This is a genomic window from Streptomyces lichenis (assembly GCF_023218175.1).
Lineage (GTDB): Bacteria > Actinomycetota > Actinomycetes > Streptomycetales > Streptomycetaceae > Streptomyces > Streptomyces lichenis.
The window spans coordinates 1-20,807 of sequence record NZ_JALPTH010000039.1 but is presented as its reverse complement, the minus strand read 5'-3'; the positions used below and the strand labels follow the sequence as shown (position 1 = coordinate 20,807).

Genomic DNA, 20,807 nt, shown 5'->3' with positions numbered 1-20,807 from the left:
GGTACCGAGCACATCGCGCAGAGAGGCCCCCATGACCACCGTCCGCGTCCGCCGCCCCGGCGCCGCCGTGCTCGCCGCCGCCGCGGCACTGCTCGGCACCGGCCTCCTCGGCCCCGCGACCGCCGCCTCCGCGGCCCCCAAGCCCTCCCCCAGCTCCTCCCCCGCCGCCCCGGCGCTGCCCGAGGGGCTGTACGGGACCGGCGACCCGACCTACGACGGGGTCTGGCGCCAGTCGCTGGCCTTCATGGCCCAGCAGGTGTCGGGCGTGGAGCCGGCCCGGGAGTCGGTGCGCTGGCTGCTGGACCAGCAGTGCGCGGGCGGCGGCTTCGCGGCCTACCGGCCCGCCCCGGACAAGCCCTGCGACGACGCCACCGTGCCGGACACCAACGCCACGGCGGCCGCGGTGCAGGCGCTGACCGGGGTGGAGGACCCCGAGGGCGCCGAGGAGGAGAAGGGCGCGCCGCACCAGGCGGTGAAGGCGGGTGCGTCCTGGCTGAAGGAGGCGCAGAACGAGGACGGCGGCTGGGGCTACAACCCCGGCTCCCCGAGCGACGCCAACTCCACCTCCCTCGTGATCAGCGCGCTGGCCGCGACCGGGCAACGCCCCGGTGACCTGGTCTCCGGCACCGGGAAGACCCCGTACGACGCGCTGCTCGGCCTGGCGCTGCCCTGCGACGCCGAGCCGGGCGGGGGCGCCTTCGCCTACCAGCCGGACAAGGCGGGCAAGCTGGCGGCGAACGCCGACGCCACCGCCGCCGCGGTGCTCGCCGGGCTCGGCAAGGACCTCCGGACCCGGGGCGCCCAGCCGCAGCAGAAGCCGGAGTGCGCCACCCCGGCGAAGCCGGCGATCGAGCGGGCCGCCCGCAACGGCGCCGCCTATCTGGCCGACGCCCTGGCCGGGAGCGGCCATCTGGAGCAGCCGCCGCTGCCGGGCGCCGAGGAGACCGCGCCCGCGCCCGACTTCGGCAACACCGCCGACGCGGTGATCGCCCTCGCGGCGGCCGGTGCCACCGAGGAGGCCCAGCCGGCGCTTCAGTGGCTGGAGAAGAACGCCGAGGGCTGGGCCGACCAGGGCGGGCCCGCCGCCTACGCGCAGCTGGTGCTGGCCGCGCACGCCGCCGGCGCCGACGCCCGTGACTTCGGCGGCACCGACCTGGTCGCCCGGCTGAACGCCACCGGCCCCCAGCCCGCCACCGCGCCCACCCCCGAGGCCGCCGCCACCGACCAGGGTTCCACCCGCGAGGAGGGCAACGGCGACGAGGAGGGCGACGGCATCAACACCGGAGTGGTCGTCGGCAGCTTCCTGGTCGCCGGTATCGGCATCGGCTTCCTGATCAGCGGCCGCGGCCGGAACCGCACCCCGTGACCCGCCGCCCCCTCTCCGCGCTGCTCGCCGGGCTGCTGTCCCTGGCGGCGGTGCTCGTGCTGACGGTCGCGGCCGCCGGTCCGGCGCGGGCGGCCGGCTACCGCTACTGGTCGTTCTGGGAGAGCGGCGGCGGGGCCTGGACCTACGCCACCCAGGGCCCGGCGACCGCCCGCCCGGCCGACGGGGACGTCAACGGCTACCGGTTCGCGGTCAGCGCCGACTCCGCCGACGCCACCAAGCCCCGCCCCGCCCCCGACTTCGCCGCCGTCTGCGGCTCCGGCCCGGCGCCGCAGGGCACCAAGCGGGTCGCCGTGGTGCTGGACTTCGGCACCGCCGCGGACGCCCCGACCGGCGAACGGCCCCCCGCCCAGCGGGAGGCCTGCGCCCGGGTGGACGAGGACGCCACCAGCGCCGAGGCCCTGGCGGCGGTGGCCAAGCCGCTCCGCTACGGCGACGGCGCGCTGCTCTGCGCCATCTCCGGCTACCCGAGGACCGGCTGCGGCGAGCAGGTGGCCACCACCCCGTCGGCCACGGCCTCCCTTTCCCCTTCCGCTTCGGATTCCGGTTCCGGTTCCGGTGCTGATGGGGACGGGCCGTCGGTCGGGCTGGCGGCCGGGGCGGCGGCCGTCGCCGTGATCGCCGCCGCGGCCGTCTGGCAGGCCAGGCGCCGGCGCCGATGAGGCTGCGCGCCCCGGAGGCCCGGCGGTCCAACGCCCTGCACGCCGGCGCCTGGTGGCTGTGGGCGCTGGGCCTGGCGGTCGCCGCCTCCCGTACCACCAATCCGCTGCTGCTCGGGCTGCTGGTCGCGGTCTCCGGCTATGTGGTGGCGGCCCGCCGCACCGACGCGCCCTGGGCCCGGGCGTACGGGGCGTTCGTCAAGCTGGGCCTGGCCGTACTCCTGCTCCGGCTGGTCTTCTCGGTGCTGCTGGGCTCGCCCATCCCGGGCAGCCATGTACTGGTCACCCTGCCCGAGGTGCCGCTGCCCGACTGGGCGCGGGGCATCCGGCTCGGCGGCCGGGTCACCGCCGAGCAGCTGGTGTTCGCGCTCTACGACGGGGCGCGGCTGGCGGCGCTGCTGATCTGCGTGGGCGCGGCCAACGCGCTCGCCAACCCGGCGCGGCTGCTGAAGTCGCTGCCGGGCGCGCTGTACGAGGCGGGGGTGGCGGGGGTGGTCGCGATGACCTTCGCCCCGACCCTGGTCGCCGATGTGCTGCGGCTGCGCACCGCCCGCCGGCTGCGGGGCCGGTCCACCGGCGGGGTGCGGGCGGTGCTCCAGGTCGGACTGCCGGTGCTGGAGGGGGCGTTGGAGCGCTCGGTGGCAGTGGCCGCCTCGATGGACGCGCGCGGCTTCGGCCGTACCGCCCCGGTCCCGGCGGCCGTCCGCCGGCTCACCGCCGTCCTGACGCTGGGCGGGCTGTTCGCCGTCGTCATCGGGGTGTACGGGCTGCTCACGGCCGGCGGTACGGGCGGGGAGGCCGGGATCGGCTACGGGCTGCCGTGCGCGGCGGCCGGTACGGCGCTGGCGCTGGCCGGGCTGCGCCTGGGCGGCCGCCGCTCGGTGCGCACCCGCTACCGGCCGGACCGCTGGGGCGTCCGGGCCTGGCTGGTGGCCGGCTCCGGGCTGCTGGTCGCCGCCCTGGTCCTCGCCCTGGACAGCCCGGCGCTGCACCCCGGGGTCGTCCCGCTGGAGGCGCCCGGGCTGCCGCTGTGGCCGGCGCTCGCCGTACTGCCGGGCCTGCTGCCCGCGTTCGTCGCCCCGGTGCCGGGGCAGCCCGCCGCCCCCGTCCGCGTACCGAGGAACCCCGTCCGCGCGTCGGAGAAGGAGGCAGTGGGTTGATCCGCTTCGAGAACGTCTCGGTGGTCTACGAGGGCGCCGGGGCACCCGTGCTGCGCGGGGTGGACCTCACCGTCCCGGAGGGTGAACTGGTGCTGCTGGCGGGCCCGTCGGGGGTGGGCAAGTCCACCCTGCTGAACGCGGTCTGCGGGCTGGTGCCGCACTTCACCGGCGGCACCCTCCGAGGCCGGGTCACCGTCGACGGCCGCGACACCCGCACCCACCGCCCCCGCGAACTGGCCGATGTGGTCGGCACCGTGGGCCAGGACCCGTCCGCCCACTTCGTCACCGACACGGTGGAGGACGAACTCGCCTACGGCATGGAGTCGCTGGGCATCGAGCCGCAGGTGATGCGCCGCCGGGTGGAGGAGACCCTCGACCTGCTGGGCCTGGCCGAGCTGCGGGACCGCCCGATCGCCACCCTCTCCGGCGGTCAGCGCCAGCGGGTGGCGATCGGCTCGGTGCTCACCCCGCACCCCCGGGTGCTGGTGCTGGACGAGCCGACCTCCGCGCTGGACCCGGCCGCCGCCGAGGAGGTGCTCGCGGTGCTCCAGCGGCTGGTGCACGACCTGGGCACCACCGTGCTGATGGCGGAGCACCGGCTGGAGCGGGTGGTGCAGTACGCCGACCGGGTCGCGCTGCTGCCCGCCCCCGGCGCCCCGGTGGTGGTGGGGCCGCCCGCCGAGGTGATGGCGCACTCCCCGGTGTACCCGCCGGTGGTGGGACTGGCCCGGCTGGCCGGCTGGGAGCCCGTACCGCTGACCGTCCGCGACGCCCGTCGCCGCGCCGCCCCGCTGCGGGAGCGCCTGGCGGACTCCCCGGTTCCGGTTCCGGTTCCGGCTCCGTTTTCGGCTCCGGTTGCGGCTCAAGGGTCGGGCGGCGGGGTCCCGGCCCGCGGGCCGCTCGCCCGGCTGCTGCGGCGGAATCCGGCTTCCGTACCGGACGCCGCCCCCCTCCTCACCGTGGAGCGGCTGGCCGTGCGGCGCGGCCGGGTGGAGGCGCTGCGGGCGGTGGACCTGCGGGTCGCGCCCGGGGAGACGGTGGCGCTGATGGGGCGCAACGGCGCGGGCAAGTCCACCCTGCTCGGCGCGCTGGTGGGGATGGTGGAGCCGGCCGGCGGCACCGTCCGCGTACACGGCCTGGAGCCGCACCGCACCGCGCCCAAGGAGCTGATCCGGCACGCGGGCCTGGTCCCGCAGGAGCCGCGCGACCTGCTCTGCTCGGACACCGTCGCCGCCGAGTGCCGGGCGGCCGACGCCGACGCGGGCGCGGCCCCGGGCAGCTGCCGGGAGCTGGTCTCCGCGCTGCTGCCGGACGTGGCCGACGCGACCCATCCGCGCGACCTCTCCGAGGGGCAGCGGCTCGCCCTGGCGCTGGCCGTGGTGCTGACCGCGCGCCCGCCGCTGCTGCTGCTCGACGAGCCGACCCGGGGCCTGGACTACGCGGCCAAGGCCCGGCTGGCCGGGGTGCTGCGCGGGCTGGCCGCCGAGGGGCACGGGATCGTGCTGGCCACCCATGACGTGGAGCTGGCCGCCGAACTGGCGCACCGGGTGGTGATCCTGGCGGACGGCGAGGTCGTCGCCGACGGGCCGACCGCCGACGTGGTGGTCTCCTCCCCCTCCTTCGCCCCGCAGGTGGCCAAGGTGCTGGCGCCCCGGCCGTGGCTGACGGTCGCCCAGGTGGAGGCGGCACTGTGAGCCGTACCGGGCCGGCCTCCCCGAAGGCCGGCGGGCGCCCGATCCGCCTCGGGCCGCGCTCGGTGGCCGCGCTGCTGCTGGTCAGCCTGGTCGGGGTGGCCGCGTTCGGCTGGCCGCTGCTGGCCGACCCCTCCTCGGCCCTGGTCAGCCGCTCCCTGGACGCCCCGTGGCTGCTGGCGGCGCTGCTGCCGCTGCTGGTCGCGGTGGTGCTGGCCACCATCGCCGACAGCGGGCTGGACGCCAAGGCGGTCGCCATGCTCGGTGTGCTCGCGGCGGTGGGCGCGGCGCTGCGGCCGCTCGGCGCGGGCACGGCCGGGCTGGAGCCGATGTTCTTCCTGATGGTGCTGAGCGGCCGGGTGCTGGGGCCCGGTTTCGGCTTCGTCCTCGGGTCGGTGACCATGTTCGCCTCGGCGCTGCTGACCGGCGGGGTCGGGCCGTGGCTGCCGTTCCAGATGCTGTCGATGGGCTGGTTCACCCTGGGCGCGGGGCTGCTGCCGGGCGGCCGGGTGCTGCGCGGGCGCGGTGAGCTGGCGCTGCTGGCCGGGTACGGGGCGGTGGCGGCCTTCGCGTACGGGATGGTGATGAACCTCCAGGGCTGGGTGCTGCTCCAGGGTGTCGGCAGCGGGATCTCGTTCCGGCCCGGCGACCCGCTCACCGAGAACCTGCTGCGCTTCCTGGCGTACTGCGCGGCGACCTCGCTCGGCTGGGACCTGGGGCGGGCGGTGCTCACCGTGGTGCTGGTCGCCACCGTGGGCCCGGCGGTGCTGCGGGCGCTGCGCCGGGCGACCCGCCGGGCCGCCTTCGACGCCCGGCCCGCGTTCCAAGCCGATGGTCATGATGGTCATATGGATGGCGACAAGTCGCCGTAGCGCTCCGGGGAGAAGGCGAACTGGCGTACGTTTCCCCTATGACTCAAGATCAGTGGAAAGCCGTTGAGGAGTACGTGGTCGACCGCCTCCTCCCCGCCGACGAGGTGCTGAGCACCGCGCTCGCCGAGAGCGACGCGGCGGGACTGCCGCAGATCGAGGTGTCCCCGCCGCACGCCAAGCTGCTCCAGCTGCTGGCCCGTTCCATCGGCGCGCGGGCCATCCTGGAGGTCGGCACGCTCGGCGGGTACAGCACCATCTGGCTGGGCCGCGCGCTGCCCGAGGACGGCCGGCTGGTGACCCTGGAGTACGCCGAGGCGCACGCGGAGGTGGCCCGGGGCAACCTCGCCCGCGCCGGGCTGGAGAAGGTGGCGGAGGTACGGGTCGGGCCGGCGCTCGACTCGCTGCCCGAGCTGGTCGAGGAGGGCGCGGGCCCGTTCGACCTGGTCTTCATCGACGCCGACAAGGTGAACAACCCGCGCTATGTGGAGTGGGCGCTGAAGCTCACCCGCCCCGGCAGCCTGATCGTGGTCGACAACGTGGTGCGCCGCGGCGCGGTCGTCGACGGCTCCGGCGATGACCCGTCGGTGCGGGGCACCCGGGAGACCTTCGACCTGGTGGCCGAGCACCCCCGGCTGGACGCCACGGCGGTCCAGACGGTCGGCGGCAAGGGCTGGGACGGCATGCTGATCGCCCGCGTCACGGACTGACCGTTCCGGCCCGTACACGGCAGCGGGCGGCCCGGACGGCATCGTTCGCCGTCCGGGCCGCCCGGGCCGCTCGTTCGTCTGGGGTCGCCGGTCGCTCAGAGCCGGAGCAGCCGCTCCGTCATCTCCCGGTACGCCCGGAGGGTGACCCGGAGCTGCTCGGTGTCGTGCGCCGGACCCGCCTCGCCCTTCCTGCCGGCGCGCCCCTCGCCGTCGCCGTCCCAGCCGGTACGCAGGGAGCGGCGCCGCTCGTCCAGCGCGGCCGTCAGCTGCTCGGTGGCCGCCTCCAGCACCCCGGCCGCCTCGCGCACCGCGCGCTGCGGGCTGTCCACGAATTCGGACAGGGCGTGCTGCATACGCCGGGTGAGCTCGTCCCGCTCATGGGCGGGCAGCAGCTCGTCATGGTCCTTGTCGTGGCCGGCGGTCCGGTCACCAGCCCGGTCACCGGTCCGGACGCCGTGGGCGCCGGTCCGGGGGTCGGCGGCCGGTGCGGGCGGGACATGCCCCGCCGTGCCGGTGCCGGCACCCGTACCCACTCCCGTCCCCGTCCCCGTTCCCGTCCCGACACCGGTGCTGTGCCCGGTGCTCGGCGGCGGCGGGGCGGTGTCGGCGGTGATCGGCGGGAAGTGGGCGGTGGCCGCGGGGTCACCGTTCGGGGTGGCGGGCGGGGCGGGCGGAGCCTGGTGCTGCCCGGCGTGGGGCGGGGTGTGCCCGGTGCCGGGGCCCGGCGGGGGCGGGGGCACCTGCCCCGGCTGCCCGCTGTGCTGCACCGGGTCCGGGGAGACGCCCGGGGCGGCGGGTCCCTTGGCCCGGCCTTCGGGGCTCTCCGGGTGCTCGGCACCGGCCCGGGCACCGAGGTGCCGGGGCGCGGGCCGGGTGCGGGGGGTGCGGGCCGGGTCGGTGCCGGCGGGGTCGTAGGACATCAGGCACCACTCCCCTTCGGCCAGGCGGCCTGGCTGCGGTTCCCGCGCTCGCTGCGGCGGGTCGGGCGGTCGGACGGGTGGCGGCCGGAGTCCTCGCCCTGCTCGGCGACCAGGACCTCGAACAGCCGGCGCGCGTCCAGCATGGCCTCGCGCAACTCCTCGGTGTGCGCGCCGCCCTGGACCTCGGCGGCCTGGGTCATCTCGGCCGCGCGGTGCACATTGCGGTAGCCCTCGATCTGGTGGGCGTGGTGCACGGAGAGGGCGTCGAGCTGCTCCTCGTACGCCTGGGCGTCCGGGTAGCCGCGGTCCTGGGCGAGCCGGGCGACCAGCCGCTCCGCCTCGACGACCGCCTGCTGCGGGGCGTCCACGAAGCGCTCCTGGAGGCCGGCCCACAGGGCGACGTACTGCTCACGGGCCTCCGGGGGCAGCGGTCGCGCCCGCAGTTGGCCGTGGCGCTCGACGCGCTCGGCCAGTTCACGCTCGGCGGCCTTGGTGTCGCCGTCGTGCAGGGCGACCGTACGCTCGTACTCGGGGCCGAAACGCCGCTTCAGACCTCGTCCGCGCCGACCGCCGGACTTGCCGGGTCCCACGTACAGGACCGCGGCCACCACGGCGGCGAAGACGAGGACCAGAGCGACGACGATCAGGACAGTTGACATGACTGCCTTTCCCTGGGTGCGGGAGGGCCGACGGACCTGACGGACCGTCAGCCTCGTCGGACTGGTGGGTGAAACAGGGGAAAGCCGGCGGTGGTTCGGTGAGCTCGACGGGCGGGTTGCCGGAAAACCGTTGGGCAAACGGCGGCGCCCCGGGATAGGTACGGACCCATGGAATGTGTTCGACGGGCCGGGTGGGTGTTCGCGCCGGAGCGGTACGACACCGCGGCGGCCACCGCGCTGCGCCGTGACTACTACGCCGAGGTGGCCGGACGGTACTGGGGGCGGCCCGCCACCGGTGCGGAGGTGGACTCCGGGCTGGCCGGGGACGGCGTGGAGCTGCTCGCCCCGCCCACCGGGCAGTTCCTGGTCGGCCGGGCGGGCGGCCCGGACGGCCCGCCCGCCGCCTGCGGAGGCGTCCTGCTGCTGGGCGGTGCGGAGGGACTGGACGGTGCGGAGGGACTGGACGGCTTGGACGGCCAACGGGCGGACGGCCAACGGGCCGAACTGACCCGGGTGTTCGTCCGCCCCGCGTACCGGGGCACCAGTGGCGCGGCCCTGCTGATGGCCGCGCTGGAGGAGGCCGCGGCCGGGCTGGGTGTGCGGCGGCTGGTGCTCAACACCCGGCTCGACCTCATCGAGGCCCGCCGGCTGTACGCGCGCGCCGGCTACCGGGAGATCCCGCCCTACGGCGACGCCCCGTACGCGGAGGTCTGGTTCGGCAAGGAGCTGGAGGCCCCCCGCGTACCCGAGCCGGCCCCTCTTCCGGCCGCGTCCCCCTGAGTCCCCGGCGGTCAGTGCGGGGCGGGGGCGCGGTGGTGCGGGTTGGCGTGGTCGCGGGCCGGGTGCGCCCCGCGCGGCTGCTCGCCACGGGAGCCGCACAGCTCACCGCTCAGCTGCTCGACCAGCTGGACGAGGTCGGTGGGCCGGTCCGGGCCCCACCAGTCGCCGAGCAGTTCGGCGAGCGAGTCCTCACGGGCCTTGCCCAGCCGGACGGCGGTCCGTACGCCCTCGTCGGTGAGCACCAGTTGCAGGCCCTCCCGGCGTACCAGGCGGCGCTCCTCCAGCTGGCGCGAGGCCTCGCTGATCACCCGGATCGGCACCGGGGTGGTGTCGGCGAGCCGGGCCGGTTCGACGGCGCCGTGCCGCCGTACCCGCAGCAGCAGCCAGCCGGCGGCGGGCAGCAGGTCCAGACCGGCGCGCTCGGTGATGTGCTCGTACACCTTCTTCCGGCCCTCCCGGCTGCCGAGCACCGACAGCGCGCGGGCGCACTCCTCGTAGGAGGACCGCTCGACCGGGTTGGAGGCGAGGGTCTGGCTGGTGTCCGGCGCGGTGACCGAGGCGCGCAGCCGGTCCTCCTTCAGGAACCAGGCGATCACGAAGGCGACCAGCACGATGGGCGAGGCGTAGAGGAAGACGTCGGTGATGGAGGTGGCGTAGGCGTGCAGCGCCTCGGCGCGCAGCCGCGGCGGAAGGGTCGCCATGGCGCGCGGGTCGGCGGCGATCCGGTCCGCCCCGGTGCCGGGCGGGACCTCCTGCCCGGCGAGCGCGTCGGTGAGCTTGCCGGTGAGCCGGTTGGTGAAGATCGTGCCGAAGATGGCGACGCCGAAGGACGCGCCGATGGAGCGGAAGAAGGTGGCGCCGGAGGTGGCGACGCCGAGGTCCTCGTAGGCCACCGCGTTCTGCACCACCAGCACCAGCACCTGCATGACCAGCCCGAGCCCGGCGCCGAAGACGAAGAAGAACAGGCTCATCTCGGCGGTGGAGCTGGTCTCGGTGAGCCGGTGGAGCAGCAGCAGGCCGATCGCGGTGATCGCGGTCCCGGCGACGGGGAAGACCTTCCAGCGGCCGGTGCGGCTGACGATCTGCCCGGAGGCGGTGGAGGTGATCAGCAGGCCCGCGACCATCGGCAGCATATGGACGCCGGACATGGTCGGGGTGACCCCCTGCACCACCTGGAGGAAGGTCGGCAGATAGGTCATCGCGCCGAACATCGCGAAGCCGATGACGAAGCTGATCACCGACACCAGGGCGAAGGTGCGGATGCGGAACAGCTTCAGCGGCAGCACCGGTTCCGCGGCCCGCCGCTCGACCCGTACGAAGAAGGCCAGCAGCACGGCGCCGAGCACCGCCAGCCCGATGATCTGCGGCGACGCCCAGGCCCAGGTGGTGCCGCCCAGGGAGGCCACCAGCACCAGGCAGGTGGCGATCGACGCGATCAGGAAGGTGCCGAGGTAGTCGATCGTGTGCCGGGTGGAACCGGTCGGGATGTGGAGCACCGCGGCGATCACGAAGAGCGCGACCACCCCGATCGGCAGGTTGACGTAGAACACCCACCGCCAGCTCAGATGCTCGGTGAACAGCCCGCCGAGCAGCGGCCCGAGCACACTGGTCGCGCCGAACACCGCACCGAACAGCCCCTGGTAGCGACCGCGCTCCCGGGGGGAGACCAGGTCGCCCACGATGGCCATGGACAGCACCATCAGCCCGCCGCCGCCGAGGCCCTGCACCGCGCGGAAGCCGATCAGCTGCGGCATGTTCTGGGCGATCCCGCAGAGGGCCGAGCCGACGAGGAAGATCACGATGGCGGTCTGGAACAGCCGTTTGCGGCCGTACTGGTCGCCGAGCTTCCCCCACAGCGGGGTGGCGGCGGTGGCGGCGAGCATATACGCGGTGACCACCCAGGAGAGGTGGTCCATCCCGCCGAGCTCGCTGACGATGGTCGGCAGCGCGGTGGAGACGATCGTCTGGTCGAGCGCCGCCAGCAGCATGCCGAGCAGCAGGGCGCTGATCGCGACCAGGACGGTACGCCGGGTCTGCCCCTCCCCGGGCATCGGCCCGCCCCCGTTCGCGCGGGTGGTCGTCTGCTGCGCCATGGGCTCCTCCGCTGCCGCTCGCCGCCACGCTCTCTCGCCGGTCCGGCCTGCCTCCGTCGTCCTGTTCTTCGTCGCCGTGCTCTCCTCGGCGGCGTGGGGTCGGCCGTCACCGAACGCGACGCGTACCCCTTTCCGCCCGATTCATCCCGGATACGGAAACCGGCGTCCCCGGCCCCTCAGGCGCCCCTTCTCCGGTCGAACCACCTCGGACCCGCGTTCGATCCCCACCGGGACCCCGGTGGCGCAGCATGCCCCGCGTTTTGTATATTGCAGGAACAAAGTGGTTCGCCCGCACTCCCTGACCGGCGGGCGAACCGCTTCGTACCCCCGCACCCTGCCCGGACGGAGCCCCTCATGACCCCGGCCGCCCCCTCCTCCCCTTCCCCCGCCTCGATCGCCGCGCGGGCGCTGCTGCTCGACATGGACGGCACCCTGGTCAACTCCGACGCCGTCGTCGAGCGCTGCTGGCGCCGCTGGGCCGTACGGCACGGCATCGACCCGGACGAGGCGCTGAAGGTGGTGCACGGACGGCAGGGGTACGCCACCATGGCCGTCCTCCTCCCCGACCGCCCGATGGAGCAGAACCTCGCCGACAACCGGGCCATGCTCGCCGAGGAGACGGCCGACATGGACGGCGTCGTCCCGGTCGGGGGCGCCCCCGCATTCATGGCCGCGCTGGCCGCGCTCCCGCACGCCCTGGTGACCTCCGCCGACGCCCGGCTGGCCGGGGCGCGGATGGCGGCGGCGGGGCTCGCGATGCCGGACGTACGGGTGACCGCGGAGAACGTCGGCGCCAGCAAGCCCGACCCCGAGGGCTTCCTCAAGGGCGCCGCCGAGCTGGGCGTGGACCCGTCCGACTGCCTGGTCTTCGAGGACTCCGAGGCGGGCATCGCGGCGGGCCGCGCCGCCGGGATGCGGGTGATCGGCGTGGGCCCCCGCGCGGCCGCCCACGCCCCCGACGTCCACGTCCCGGACCTGACCCGGGTGCGCGTCACGGCCGGCGGCCCGGACGGGACCCTGCTGCTCCACTTCGACGCGTAGACGGATACGGCGGCCGGGGGTACGGCGCCGCGGGACCCGGTCGCGCCGCTCGACAGCCTCCGGTCCATGACCGAGACCTCGGGGGGGCACTTCTCCGTCCTGCGCCCCGCCGGGCGGCTGCTGATCAGCACCCGCCCGTACGACGAACTCCCGCGCGAGCGCCCGGCCTCGACGCCTCCCCGGGTGCACCGCGCCGCCGACGGCACCGACCGCACGGTCACCTTCCAGCTCTGGCACTGGCACTGGCACGACGACGGCGAGCGCTACGACCTGGAGCACGCGTAGCCCTGGACCGGCGCGCCTACAACCGCTCCCCCATCTCCTCCCGGGCCACCACCACCCCCAACCGCTCCGGCCGTTCCGAGGTCCAGGCCCACGCCCCCGGCCCCCGCTCCGGCCGGAGGACGTAGACACCCCGCCGTACATCGGTGACGATCCCCTGCCGCCCGGTGTCCGCGTCATGCACCAGGTCGCCGACCCACGGCCGCGTACGCTCCCCGCTCATCCGCGCCGCCCCCCGTCCAGCTCGGCCCAGACCCGTTTCCCGGTCGCCAGCGGCTCGGTCCCCCAGCCGGCCGCGAGCGCGTTGACCAGCACCAGTCCGCGCCCCCGCTCGTCGTCCGCCCGAGGCTGCCGGGGCTCCGGCGGCACCTTGGACCCGTCCGCGACGGAGACCCGCACCCGGTTCGCGGCGGGCCGCTCCACGGCGACCCGCACCGGCCGCCCCCGCGCGTGCCGGGCGGCGTTGGCCACCAGCTCGGTGACGACCAGGCCCGCGTCCCCGGCGAGCTCCGGCAACCCCCAGACGGCCAGCGCGACCCGCACCAGACGGCGCGCGGCGGACGCGCTGCGGGGGTCGCAGGGCAGGGTCTCGCTGTACCCGGGGTGGCCGGTGGGGCGGGGGGTGACGGTCATGGTCATCGCCCGTCCCCCTCGGCGGTACGCCGTCGGCAGGGCGCAGAAGCCCTGCGGGGTGGACAGGGAACGGGGTGCTCTGTGACGTGAGTCATAGCCCCAAGGTGGCCACCGGCACCCCGCCCCCGCAATGACAGTTTGACGGTCTGTCAGCAGCTTGTATCAAGGCCGCAGCTCGGGCCCTTCACAGCGGCAGCCCGACCAGGTCGGCGAGTTGACGCGTCTGGTCGGTCAGCGTGCGCCGCCGGGAGATCGTGTCCGCGAGGGTGTCCCGTGCATAGCGCTGCTGCGCGAGCCACTCCGGGGCGCTGCCCGCGACCTCCCCGAGGACCTCCACCGCCCGGCCGTGCTGGCGCGTCATCGCGTACGCCTTCGCCACGTCGAGCCGATGGCGGTGGTACTCCGTCCCGGAACCGCCCTCGAACCGGGCGGCGACGCTCAGCACCTCCTCCGGTCGGTCCGTGACCACGCCCTGCTCGGCCGCCTTGTACGCCACGGTGGACGGCCCCCAGGTCGCCAGCCGCACCTCTCCGCGGCGCAAGGTCCCGGTGGCGACCGCCGCGGAGCGGGCGAGCCGCAGCATGTCGGCCGCCTCCCCACCGCGGTTGTCCCGCAGGGCGGCCGCCTGCCCCTGAAGCAACAGCCAGCCCCAGGCCGCGATCTCCTCCTGCGTCGCCCGGGACAGTCGCGGCTCGCTGTCATCGGCCCACTTCACGGCCAGCTCCCGGGCGGCGTCGAAGCGCCCCTGCCGCACCAGAAGCCAGGTCCAGGTGGTGATGACGCTCGCCGCGCGGAGCCGGTCCGGGGACTCGTCCAGCGCCCGCCGCAGCGCCGTCTCGGCGGCCGCGAACTGCCGGGCGGTGGTGAGCGTGGACCCGGCGATCTGGAGCAGTTGGGCACGCGCCGCCCGTACGTCGGGTTCGTCGCCCAGCGCCTCGGCATCCCGGAGCAGCACCACCAGCAGTCCCACGGCATCGCCCATCCGCTTCTCGAAGTGGGCCGCCCGCACCTCGCGCACCCCGTCCAGCAGACCGTGGGCCGTCGGCTCCTCGTCGGGCTGCCGCGCCGGATGCTCCACGGCCCGCTGGAGGTCGAGCCACGGCTCGGGGGCGGGCCCGGGTTCCGCCGGCGCAGGGGCCACCAGTGCGGTGGTCGGCACCCGGAGAGCCGCCGCGAGCTTGCGCGCGGTCTCCATACGGGTGTCCGCCAGTACACCCTGCTCAAGCTTGGTGATCAGCGAATGGCTGACCCGCGAAGCACCCGCCAGCTCCCGCTGGGTGAGCCCCCGCCGCTTCCGGATCTCACGCAACCGCTCCCCGATGGCGGGCGATTCGGCCATGGTTCCTCCCATCGACGCGCTCCCTTCCGACGGTACCGGTGACGACGAGGCGGCGGACCGTCCAGCCGGACGGCGACCGGCCCCGGCGACCGGCCCCAGGACCCACTCCCGTACCCAACCGCCCCACCCCGCCCCAAACGCCCCCACACCCGCCCACCAAACCGCCAACAAGCCCTGAGCGAAAGGCCGTCACCCCTTGATGTGACGTGCCCATGTCGTCACCCTGTTACCCGGCGCACTCCTCACGGCAACTTCGCGCCACCAGGATGACCGAGCCGTACCCCCGCTCCCGGTGGCGCCAGCCACCCAGGGCGCCAAGGTCCCGCCACCCTCAGGGAGTTCACCCATGTCCGCTGTCTACGCGCGTCGCATATCCGGTCTCGCCGCGGCCGCCGCGCTCACCGCCACCACCCTGCTGACCTCGGCGCCCACCGCCCAGGCCGCCCCGCCCACCCCGGTCAGCGCCGCCACCGCCCGTACCTACCTGGGCCAGCTCACCGTCCGGGCGGAAGGCTCCTCCAGCGGCTACAGCCGCGACATGTTCCCGCACTGGAGCACCGTCTCCGGCAGCTGCAACACCCGCGAGACCGTGCTGAAGCGCGACGGCTCCGGCGTGGTGACGGACTCCTCCTGTGCGGCCACCAGCGGCAGCTGGTTCTCCGAGTACGACGGCGCCACCTGGAGCGCCGCCTCCGACGTGGACATCGACCACATGGTGCCGCTCGCCGAGGCCTGGCGCTCCGGGGCCAACAGCTGGACCACCTCCCAGCGCCAGGCCTTCGCCAACGACCTCACCCGGCCCCAGCTGATCGCGGTCACCGACAACGTCAACCAGGCCAAGGGCGACAAGGACCCGGCCGAGTGGGTGCCCTCGCGCACCTCGTACCGCTGCACCTACGCCCGTATGTGGGTGCATGTGAAGCACCACTGGAACCTCAGCGTCGACTCGGCCGAGAAGAGCGCCCTGCAGTCCCAGCTCAGCGGCTGCTGAACCACCCGCCCGCCGCCGTTCCCCCACGCGCCCGGACCGGGGTGCTGCTGCGCCGGTAATCCGGGCACCCGTACGGTGCAGGGAGAGCCATCGCCGAAGCGGCGACCCGTGTCCGCGCACCGCGGTGGCTCCGCGCACCCCGTACGCGGGTAGGCGCACGGCGGCGCACGCACCCGAGAGCCGGGTGGGGCAGGCGACGAGGAGGCCGGCATGGCGGCGGAACTGCGGCTCGGGCCGCTGCTGCGGTACGTGGATTTCGACCGCGGCGACCGGGCGACCGTCTGGGTGGAGACCCAGGGGCCCGGGGAGGTCGAGGTGCGGTGCGCGGACGGCGCGGGCGGCACCGCGCGCACCTTCCGGGTGGCCGGCCACCACTACGCCCTGGTGACGGTCACCGGGCTGACACCCGGCACCACCACCGCGTACGAGGTGGCGGTGGACGGCGAGACGGTGTGGCCGCCCGCCGACTCCCGTTTCCCGGCCTCCACCATCGCCGCCCCAGACCCGGCCGCCGCCGGCGAGGTGCGGGTGACCTTCGGCTCCTGCCGCTGGGCGGCGCCCCCGGCCGGCGGCGAGGACCCGGTCGGCCCGGACGCGCTGGACTCGCTGGCCCGGCGGATCGCGGCCGACCCGGGTGGTGAGCGGCCCGACGTGCTGCTGCTGCTCGGTGACCAGGTGTACGCCGACGAGGTCTCCGAGGCCACCCGCGACTGGCTGGCCACCCGGCGGGACCTGAAGAAGCCGCCCGGGGACCAGGTCGCGGACTACGAGGAGTACACCCACCTCTACGACGAGTCCTGGCGCGACCCCGGGGTGCGCTGGCTGCTCTCCACCGTCCCCAGCTGCATGATCTTCGACGACCACGACGTGATCGACGACTGGAACACCAGCGCCTCCTGGGTGGCGGACATGCGCCGCACCGACTGGTGGAACGAGCGCATCCTCAGCGGGCTGATGACGTACTGGGTGTACCAGCACATCGGCAACCTCTCCCCCGACGAGCTGGCCGCCGACCCGGTGTACGCGAAGGTCAGCGGCGCCGAGGACGGTACGGAGGCGTTGCGGGCGTTCGCCGTGGAGGCCGACGAGGACCCCTCGCGCACCCGCTGGAGCTACCGCCGGGACTTCGGGCGTACCCGGCTGGTGATGATCGACAGCCGGGCGGCCCGGGTGCTCAAGGAGTCCGAGCGCGCCATGCTCGACGACGAGGAGGCGCACTGGGTCTGGGAGCAGATGACGGACCGCCGCTCGGAGGTGGACCACCTGCTGGTCGGTACCTCGCTGCCGTGGCTGCTGCCGCCGCTGGTGCATGACGCCGAGGCCTGGAACGCGGCGCTCTGCCGGGGCGCGCGGGGTCCGCGCTGGGCCGGGTTCTCGGAGAAGATCCGGCGGGCGGCCGACCTGGAGCACTGGGGCGCCTTCCCGGACTCCTTCGAGAAGCTGGCCCGGCTGCTGGCCGAGGCGGGCAGCGGCCCGGACGCGCCCGCCACGATCTGCGTGCTCTCCGGCGACGTGCACCACGCGTACGTGGCCGAGCCGCGCTGGCCGGCCGATGCCGCGCCGGACGCCGAGGTGGTCCAGCTGACCTGCTCCCCGGTGCACAACGGGGTGCCGCGCTCGATGCGGATGGCGTTCCGCTTCGGCTGGAGCGGGGCGGGGCGCGCTCTGGGCAAGGTGCTGCTGCGGCACGGCCGGGCGGGGCTGCCGCCGGTGCACTGGAAGCGGACCGGCGGGCCCTGGTTCGGCAACCAGCTGATGACCCTGTCGGTGCGCGGCCGGTCGGCGCGGCTGCGCCTGGAGCAGGCGGCGGCCCGCCCCGGCGGCGCGAAGTCCGAGCTGCGCACCGCCCACGAACGCAGCCTCACCCGGGGCGGCGGCGCCTAGTCCCCCACCGCAGGACTCCCTGGTCAGAGGCTGTGAACGTCCGGTGAACGTCCGGGACAGGCTCGCTGCCTTTCCCCGCATAGCGGACGGCAACGTCCTGGCCAACGCTTCGGTACGCCGGGGTACAGCGGCATGATGTCCCTTCCGTGTGCCGTGCCACCCTGTCCAGGGAGTCCGAATCTTGACGGTCTCGACCGCAGTTCCCCATGCCATAGCCCTGGTCGGCGCAGGACCCCGAGGCACCTCGGTGCTCGAACGGCTCTGCGCCTCCGTTCCGGAACTGGCGGCGGGCACCCCGCTGACGGTGCACATCGTGGACCCGTCCCCGCCGGGTGCCGGGCGGGTGTGGCGCACCGACCAGCCGGCCGAGCTGCTGATGAACACGGTGGCCTGCCAGGTGACGGTCTTCACCGACGAGAGCGTGGACTGCGAGGGCCCGATACGCCGGGGGCCGAGCCTCCACGAGTGGGCGGCCGCCCGCCACCTCCCGCTCGGCCCCGACGACTACCCCACCCGCGCCTGCTACGGGGCGTACCTGCAATGGGCGTTCACCCGCGCCGTACGGAACGCGCCCTCCGAAGTCACCGTACGGACCCACCGCACCCGCGCCGTCCACCTCACCGACCAGTCCGACGGCCGGCAGACCCTCACCCTCGCGGACGGCACCGTGCTGAACGCCCTGGAAGCCGTCATCCTGGCCCAAGGCCACCTTTCTACCTCCGGCACCCCGTCCCCCCTGGGCGCCTACGCCGCACGCCACGGCCTGCGCCACCTGCCCCCCGCCAACCCCGCCGACCTCACCTCCCCCCTGGCGGAGATCGACCCCGGGGAGCCGGTCCTCCTCCGCGGCCTCGGCCTCAACTTCTTCGACCATATGGCCCTGCTGACGGCCGGTCGCGGTGGCACCTTCGCACGGGACGGCGCTTCCGGCCGCCTGGCCTACCGCCCCTCCGGCCGCGAGCCGCTGCTGTACGCGGGCTCCCGCCGCGGTGTGCCGTACCAGGCGCGCGGCGACAACGAGAAGGGGTCATCGGACCGGCACACCCCACGGCTGCTCACCCCCGACGTCGTGGAACGTTTCCGCAAGCGTGCGGAGGCGGGCGATCCCCCGGACTTCCGCCAGGAGGTCTGGCCCCTGATCGCCCGTGAGGTGGAGACCGTCTACTACACCACCCTCCTCCGGGTGCCCACGCGACACGGAGCGCCGGCGGTACCGACGGGACACGGGGCCCTCACGGCCCGCCTGACCGCCGCCCCCTACGACTCCGCCGACCTGGCCGCCGCGCTGGACGAGTACGGCGTGCCGGCGGCGGCCCGCTGGTCCTGGGACCGCATCGAACACCCCTACACCCACCGCCCCTTCACCTCCCCCGCCGACTTCCACTCCTGGCTGCTGGACCATCTGCGCGCCGACGCGGCCGAGGCGGCGCTCGGCAATGTCTCCGGGCCGGTCAAGGCCGCGCTGGACGTGCTGCGGGACATCCGCAACGAGGTGCGCCAGGTGGTGGACCACGCCGGACTGCCCGGCTACTCCCGCCGTGAGCACCTCGAACGCTGGTACACCCCGCTCAACGCCTTCCTCTCCATCGGCCCCCCGCGCCGGCGCATCGAGGAGCTGGCCGCCCTGATCGAGGCGGGCGTGCTCCGTGTCGTCGGCCCGCGCCTGGAGGTACGGGCCGAGGGCGGCGCCTTCACCGCCTCCTCCCCCGACGTGCCCGGCTCGGCCGTGACGGCCACCACGCTGATCGAGGCCCGGCTGCCCGAGCCCGACCTGCGGCTCACCGGGGACGAACTGCTGGCCGCACTGCTACGGGACGGCGGCTGCCGCACCCACCGGGTGGACGGCCACGACACCGGCGGCCTGGACGTCACCCCGCCCCCGTACCGGCTGGTGGACGCGACGGGCCGGGCGCACCCCCGGCGGTTCGCCCTGGGGGTGCCCACCGAGGGGGTCCACTGGGTGACCGCGGCCGGCGCGAGGCCCGGCGTCGGCTCGGTGACCCTGTCCGACGCCGACGCCGTAGCCCGAGCCGCCCTGAGCACCCTCCACACCCCCCTCCCCCCTCACCCACCCACCGCCTTCGCCGCACCCGCCGACCCTTTGACCACCCCTCCCGCGCCCACCGAGCCCCCCACCGCCCCCGGCCTGCTCCCCGATCCCCCGTCCTCCTCCCCCACCCCTCCCGCCCTCCCCTCCATCCCCCCTTCATCCGCTCATCATCCCGAACGGCAAAATGTTGAACTTGCAAGCATAGATTAGGTCCCCCTAACCTATGGGCTCGTCGGTCCGTCCCCAACCGAAGGAGTCCCCATGTCCGCTCTCCCCGCCCGTCTCGATCAGGCGCGGCCCTACGCCCTGGGCCTGTTCCGGATCGTCATCGGACTGCTCTTCCTGTGCCACGGCGCCGCCTCGCTGTTCGGCGTGCTCGGCGGCGCACAGGGCAGTGGCGGCACCGTCCCCGTCGGCGCCTGGCCCGGCTGGTACGCGGCGGTGATCCAGCTCGTCACCGGTCTGCTGGTCATGATCGGCCTCGGCACCCGGAGCGCCGCGTTCCTCGCCTCCGGCTCGATGGCGTACGCCTACTTCAGCGCCCACCAGGCCGACGGCCTGTTCCCCATCCAGAACTCCGGCGAGGCCTCCGTGCTGTTCTGCTGGACGATGCTGCTGCTGGTCTTCACCGGCCCCGGCGCGTTTGCCCTGGACGCGCTCTTCGCCAAGGCCCTCGGCCGCAACCGCGACGCCGAGCGCGAGCCCGCCACCGCCTGACCCGCCGCCAGGACCAGGCCCCAGCAGACCGCTCCGCGCCCTGAGCCCTCGCGCAGCGGCCCGGGCCCTGGTCCCGGCGCACCGGCCCCGGCGCACCAGCCCCGGCCCGCACCCGGTGGCCACCCCGGCGGTCTTCCCGGCGCCCGCTCCGCCGGCCTTCCCCGACCGCCGTCCGCTCGTCGCACACGGCTCCGGTGCCCGCCCGGGTGACCCTCCGGGCGGGCACTGCGCGTACGCTTTCGGCCAAGCCGCCGCGGCACGGGGACCGCCCGCAGGGAACCGGGGGCTGACCGGACCCGGGGAGTGAAGGTGCTCGAAAGCGTGGCCGCCGGCCCGTGGATCTACGCGGCGGTGGCCCTCTCCGTACTCCTCGACGTGTTCCTGCCGATCCTGCCCAGCGGCGTGCTGCTGGTCACCGCCGCGACCGTGGCCGCCGCCGGCGACGGCTCCCTGCCCGCGCTCGCCCTCTGCGCGGCGGCGGCCTCCCTCCTCGGCGACCTGGCCGCCTACCGCCTCGCCTGGCACGGCCGCTCCCGGCTGCACCGCGCGGTGGCCCGCTCCCCCCGGCTGCGCGCGGCGCAGGAACGACTCGGCACCGCCCTCGCCCGCGGCGGCGGGGCCCTGGTGGTGGTGGCCCGCTTCGCCCCCGCGGGCCGCTCCGTCGTCTCCCTCGCCGCCGGCGCCGCCCGCCGCAGGGCCGCCCACTTCCTCCCCTGGTCCGCCCTGGCCGGCGCGGCCTGGGCCACCTACAGCGTGGGTCTCGGCTACCTCGGACGGGAGTGGCTGGGCACGACCTGGACCGCGGTCGCCGTCCCCGTCCTCGCCCTCTTCCTCGCCGGCACCCTCGCCCTCTGCCTCATCCCCCGCCCCCCCCCCCCCCCCCCCCCCCCCCCCCCCCCCCCCCCCCCCCCCACCAACACATCCGAACAGCGCCGGGTGGGAGAG

At 75.3% G+C, this 20,807-nt stretch carries 19 protein-coding genes and 1 pseudogene; 14 read left to right on the top strand and 6 right to left on the bottom strand.

The window, feature by feature from the left end; all coding sequences use genetic code 11:
• Nucleotides 1-31 precede the first annotated feature (31 nt).
• The 6 genes from M1O15_RS28720 to M1O15_RS28690 are packed head-to-tail and all read left to right on the top strand — an operon-like array spanning nt 32 to nt 6,473.
• The gene (locus M1O15_RS28720) at nt 32-1,366 is read left to right on the top strand and encodes an SCO2321 family membrane protein (RefSeq protein WP_248637134.1); all 1,335 of its coding nucleotides are present in this window, start codon (nt 32-34) and stop codon (nt 1,364-1,366) included.
• Nucleotides 1,363-2,046, top strand: coding sequence for an SCO2322 family protein (locus M1O15_RS28715; protein WP_372499607.1), 684 nt, complete (start codon nt 1,363-1,365; stop codon nt 2,044-2,046). The genes M1O15_RS28720 and M1O15_RS28715 overlap by 4 nt, the downstream gene beginning before the upstream one ends.
• Nucleotides 2,043-3,203 (top strand): energy-coupling factor transporter transmembrane component T family protein, encoded by a 1,161-nt coding sequence (locus tag M1O15_RS28705; protein WP_248637133.1) that lies wholly within the window; start codon nt 2,043-2,045, stop codon nt 3,201-3,203. The genes M1O15_RS28715 and M1O15_RS28705 overlap by 4 nt, the downstream gene beginning before the upstream one ends.
• Complete coding sequence (locus M1O15_RS28700; protein WP_248637132.1) at nt 3,200-4,897, top strand: ABC transporter ATP-binding protein; 1,698 nt, start codon at nt 3,200-3,202, stop codon at nt 4,895-4,897. Before M1O15_RS28705 ends, M1O15_RS28700 begins: the two co-directional genes overlap by 4 nt.
• Nucleotides 4,894-5,766 (top strand): ECF transporter S component, encoded by an 873-nt coding sequence (locus tag M1O15_RS28695; protein ID WP_248637131.1) that lies wholly within the window; start codon nt 4,894-4,896, stop codon nt 5,764-5,766. The genes M1O15_RS28700 and M1O15_RS28695 overlap by 4 nt, the downstream gene beginning before the upstream one ends.
• A 38-nt stretch (nt 5,767-5,804) precedes the next feature.
• Complete coding sequence (locus M1O15_RS28690; protein ID WP_248637130.1) at nt 5,805-6,473, top strand: O-methyltransferase; 669 nt, start codon at nt 5,805-5,807, stop codon at nt 6,471-6,473.
• A 95-nt stretch (nt 6,474-6,568) separates the two neighbouring features.
• Here the strand turns inward: M1O15_RS28690 and M1O15_RS28685 are convergent, their stop codons facing one another.
• Both M1O15_RS28685 and M1O15_RS28680 read right to left on the bottom strand, forming a co-directional pair.
• The gene (locus M1O15_RS28685; RefSeq protein WP_248637129.1) at nt 6,569-7,393 is read right to left on the bottom strand and encodes a hypothetical protein; all 825 of its coding nucleotides are present in this window, start codon (nt 7,391-7,393) and stop codon (nt 6,569-6,571) included.
• On the bottom strand, nt 7,393-8,052 hold the full coding sequence (locus M1O15_RS28680) for a hypothetical protein (RefSeq protein WP_248637128.1): 660 nt from the start codon (nt 8,050-8,052) through the stop codon (nt 7,393-7,395). The genes M1O15_RS28685 and M1O15_RS28680 overlap by 1 nt, the downstream gene beginning before the upstream one ends.
• A gap of 168 nt (nt 8,053-8,220) precedes the next feature.
• Between M1O15_RS28680 and M1O15_RS28675 the strand changes: the two genes are divergently transcribed.
• Nucleotides 8,221-8,832 carry a GNAT family N-acetyltransferase gene (locus M1O15_RS28675; RefSeq protein ID WP_248637127.1) on the top strand — a complete coding sequence of 204 codons (612 nt, stop codon included), beginning with the start codon at nt 8,221-8,223 and terminating at the stop codon, nt 8,830-8,832.
• An 11-nt stretch (nt 8,833-8,843) separates the two neighbouring features.
• On the opposite strand, the gene M1O15_RS28670 is transcribed toward M1O15_RS28675, so the two are convergent.
• Nucleotides 8,844-10,925: an MDR family MFS transporter gene (locus tag M1O15_RS28670; protein ID WP_248637126.1), complete on the bottom strand. Its 2,082-nt coding sequence runs from the start codon at nt 10,923-10,925 to the stop codon at nt 8,844-8,846.
• 354 nt (nt 10,926-11,279) lie between these two features.
• Between M1O15_RS28670 and M1O15_RS28665 the strand changes: the two genes are divergently transcribed.
• Together M1O15_RS28665 and M1O15_RS28660 are read left to right on the top strand one after the other, a co-directional pair.
• On the top strand, nt 11,280-11,966 hold the full coding sequence (locus tag M1O15_RS28665; RefSeq protein ID WP_248637125.1) for an HAD-IA family hydrolase: 687 nt from the start codon (nt 11,280-11,282) through the stop codon (nt 11,964-11,966).
• A gap of 96 nt (nt 11,967-12,062) precedes the next feature.
• Nucleotides 12,063-12,245 (top strand): annotated as a pseudogene (locus M1O15_RS28660) (class I SAM-dependent methyltransferase); the annotation flags it as partial.
• A 22-nt stretch (nt 12,246-12,267) separates the two neighbouring features.
• Here M1O15_RS28660 and M1O15_RS28655 read toward each other — a convergent pair.
• The 3 genes from M1O15_RS28655 to M1O15_RS28645 form a co-directional block, all read right to left on the bottom strand.
• A complete protein-coding gene (locus tag M1O15_RS28655) occupies nt 12,268-12,471 on the bottom strand; it encodes a hypothetical protein (RefSeq protein WP_248637124.1) in 204 nt (67 codons plus the stop codon).
• On the bottom strand, nt 12,468-12,887 hold the full coding sequence (locus M1O15_RS28650) for an ATP-binding protein (protein WP_248637123.1): 420 nt from the start codon (nt 12,885-12,887) through the stop codon (nt 12,468-12,470). The genes M1O15_RS28655 and M1O15_RS28650 overlap by 4 nt, the downstream gene beginning before the upstream one ends.
• A 178-nt stretch (nt 12,888-13,065) precedes the next feature.
• Complete coding sequence (locus M1O15_RS28645; protein ID WP_248637122.1) at nt 13,066-14,220, bottom strand: helix-turn-helix domain-containing protein; 1,155 nt, start codon at nt 14,218-14,220, stop codon at nt 13,066-13,068.
• 346 nt (nt 14,221-14,566) lie between these two features.
• On the opposite strand from M1O15_RS28645, the gene M1O15_RS28640 reads away from it, so the two are divergent.
• From M1O15_RS28640 to M1O15_RS28620, 5 genes are all read left to right on the top strand, one after another.
• Entirely contained in the window at nt 14,567-15,211 is a 645-nt protein-coding gene (locus M1O15_RS28640; RefSeq protein WP_248637121.1) for an HNH endonuclease family protein, read from the top strand.
• Nucleotides 15,212-15,421: 210 nt separating this feature from the next.
• Nucleotides 15,422-17,095 carry an alkaline phosphatase D family protein gene (locus tag M1O15_RS28635; RefSeq protein ID WP_248637120.1) on the top strand — a complete coding sequence of 558 codons (1,674 nt, stop codon included), beginning with the start codon at nt 15,422-15,424 and terminating at the stop codon, nt 17,093-17,095.
• Between the two features lie 181 nt (nt 17,096-17,276).
• Nucleotides 17,277-19,355 carry an FAD/NAD(P)-binding protein gene (locus tag M1O15_RS28630; protein WP_248637119.1) on the top strand — a complete coding sequence of 693 codons (2,079 nt, stop codon included), beginning with the start codon at nt 17,277-17,279 and terminating at the stop codon, nt 19,353-19,355.
• A gap of 51 nt (nt 19,356-19,406) precedes the next feature.
• Nucleotides 19,407-19,862, top strand: a complete 456-nt coding sequence (locus M1O15_RS28625) for a DoxX family protein (RefSeq protein ID WP_248637118.1) — start codon at nt 19,407-19,409, stop codon at nt 19,860-19,862.
• A gap of 321 nt (nt 19,863-20,183) precedes the next feature.
• Nucleotides 20,184-20,807 (top strand): DedA family protein (locus M1O15_RS28620; RefSeq protein ID WP_308282417.1); only part of this gene is annotated, 624 nt, incomplete at its 3' end.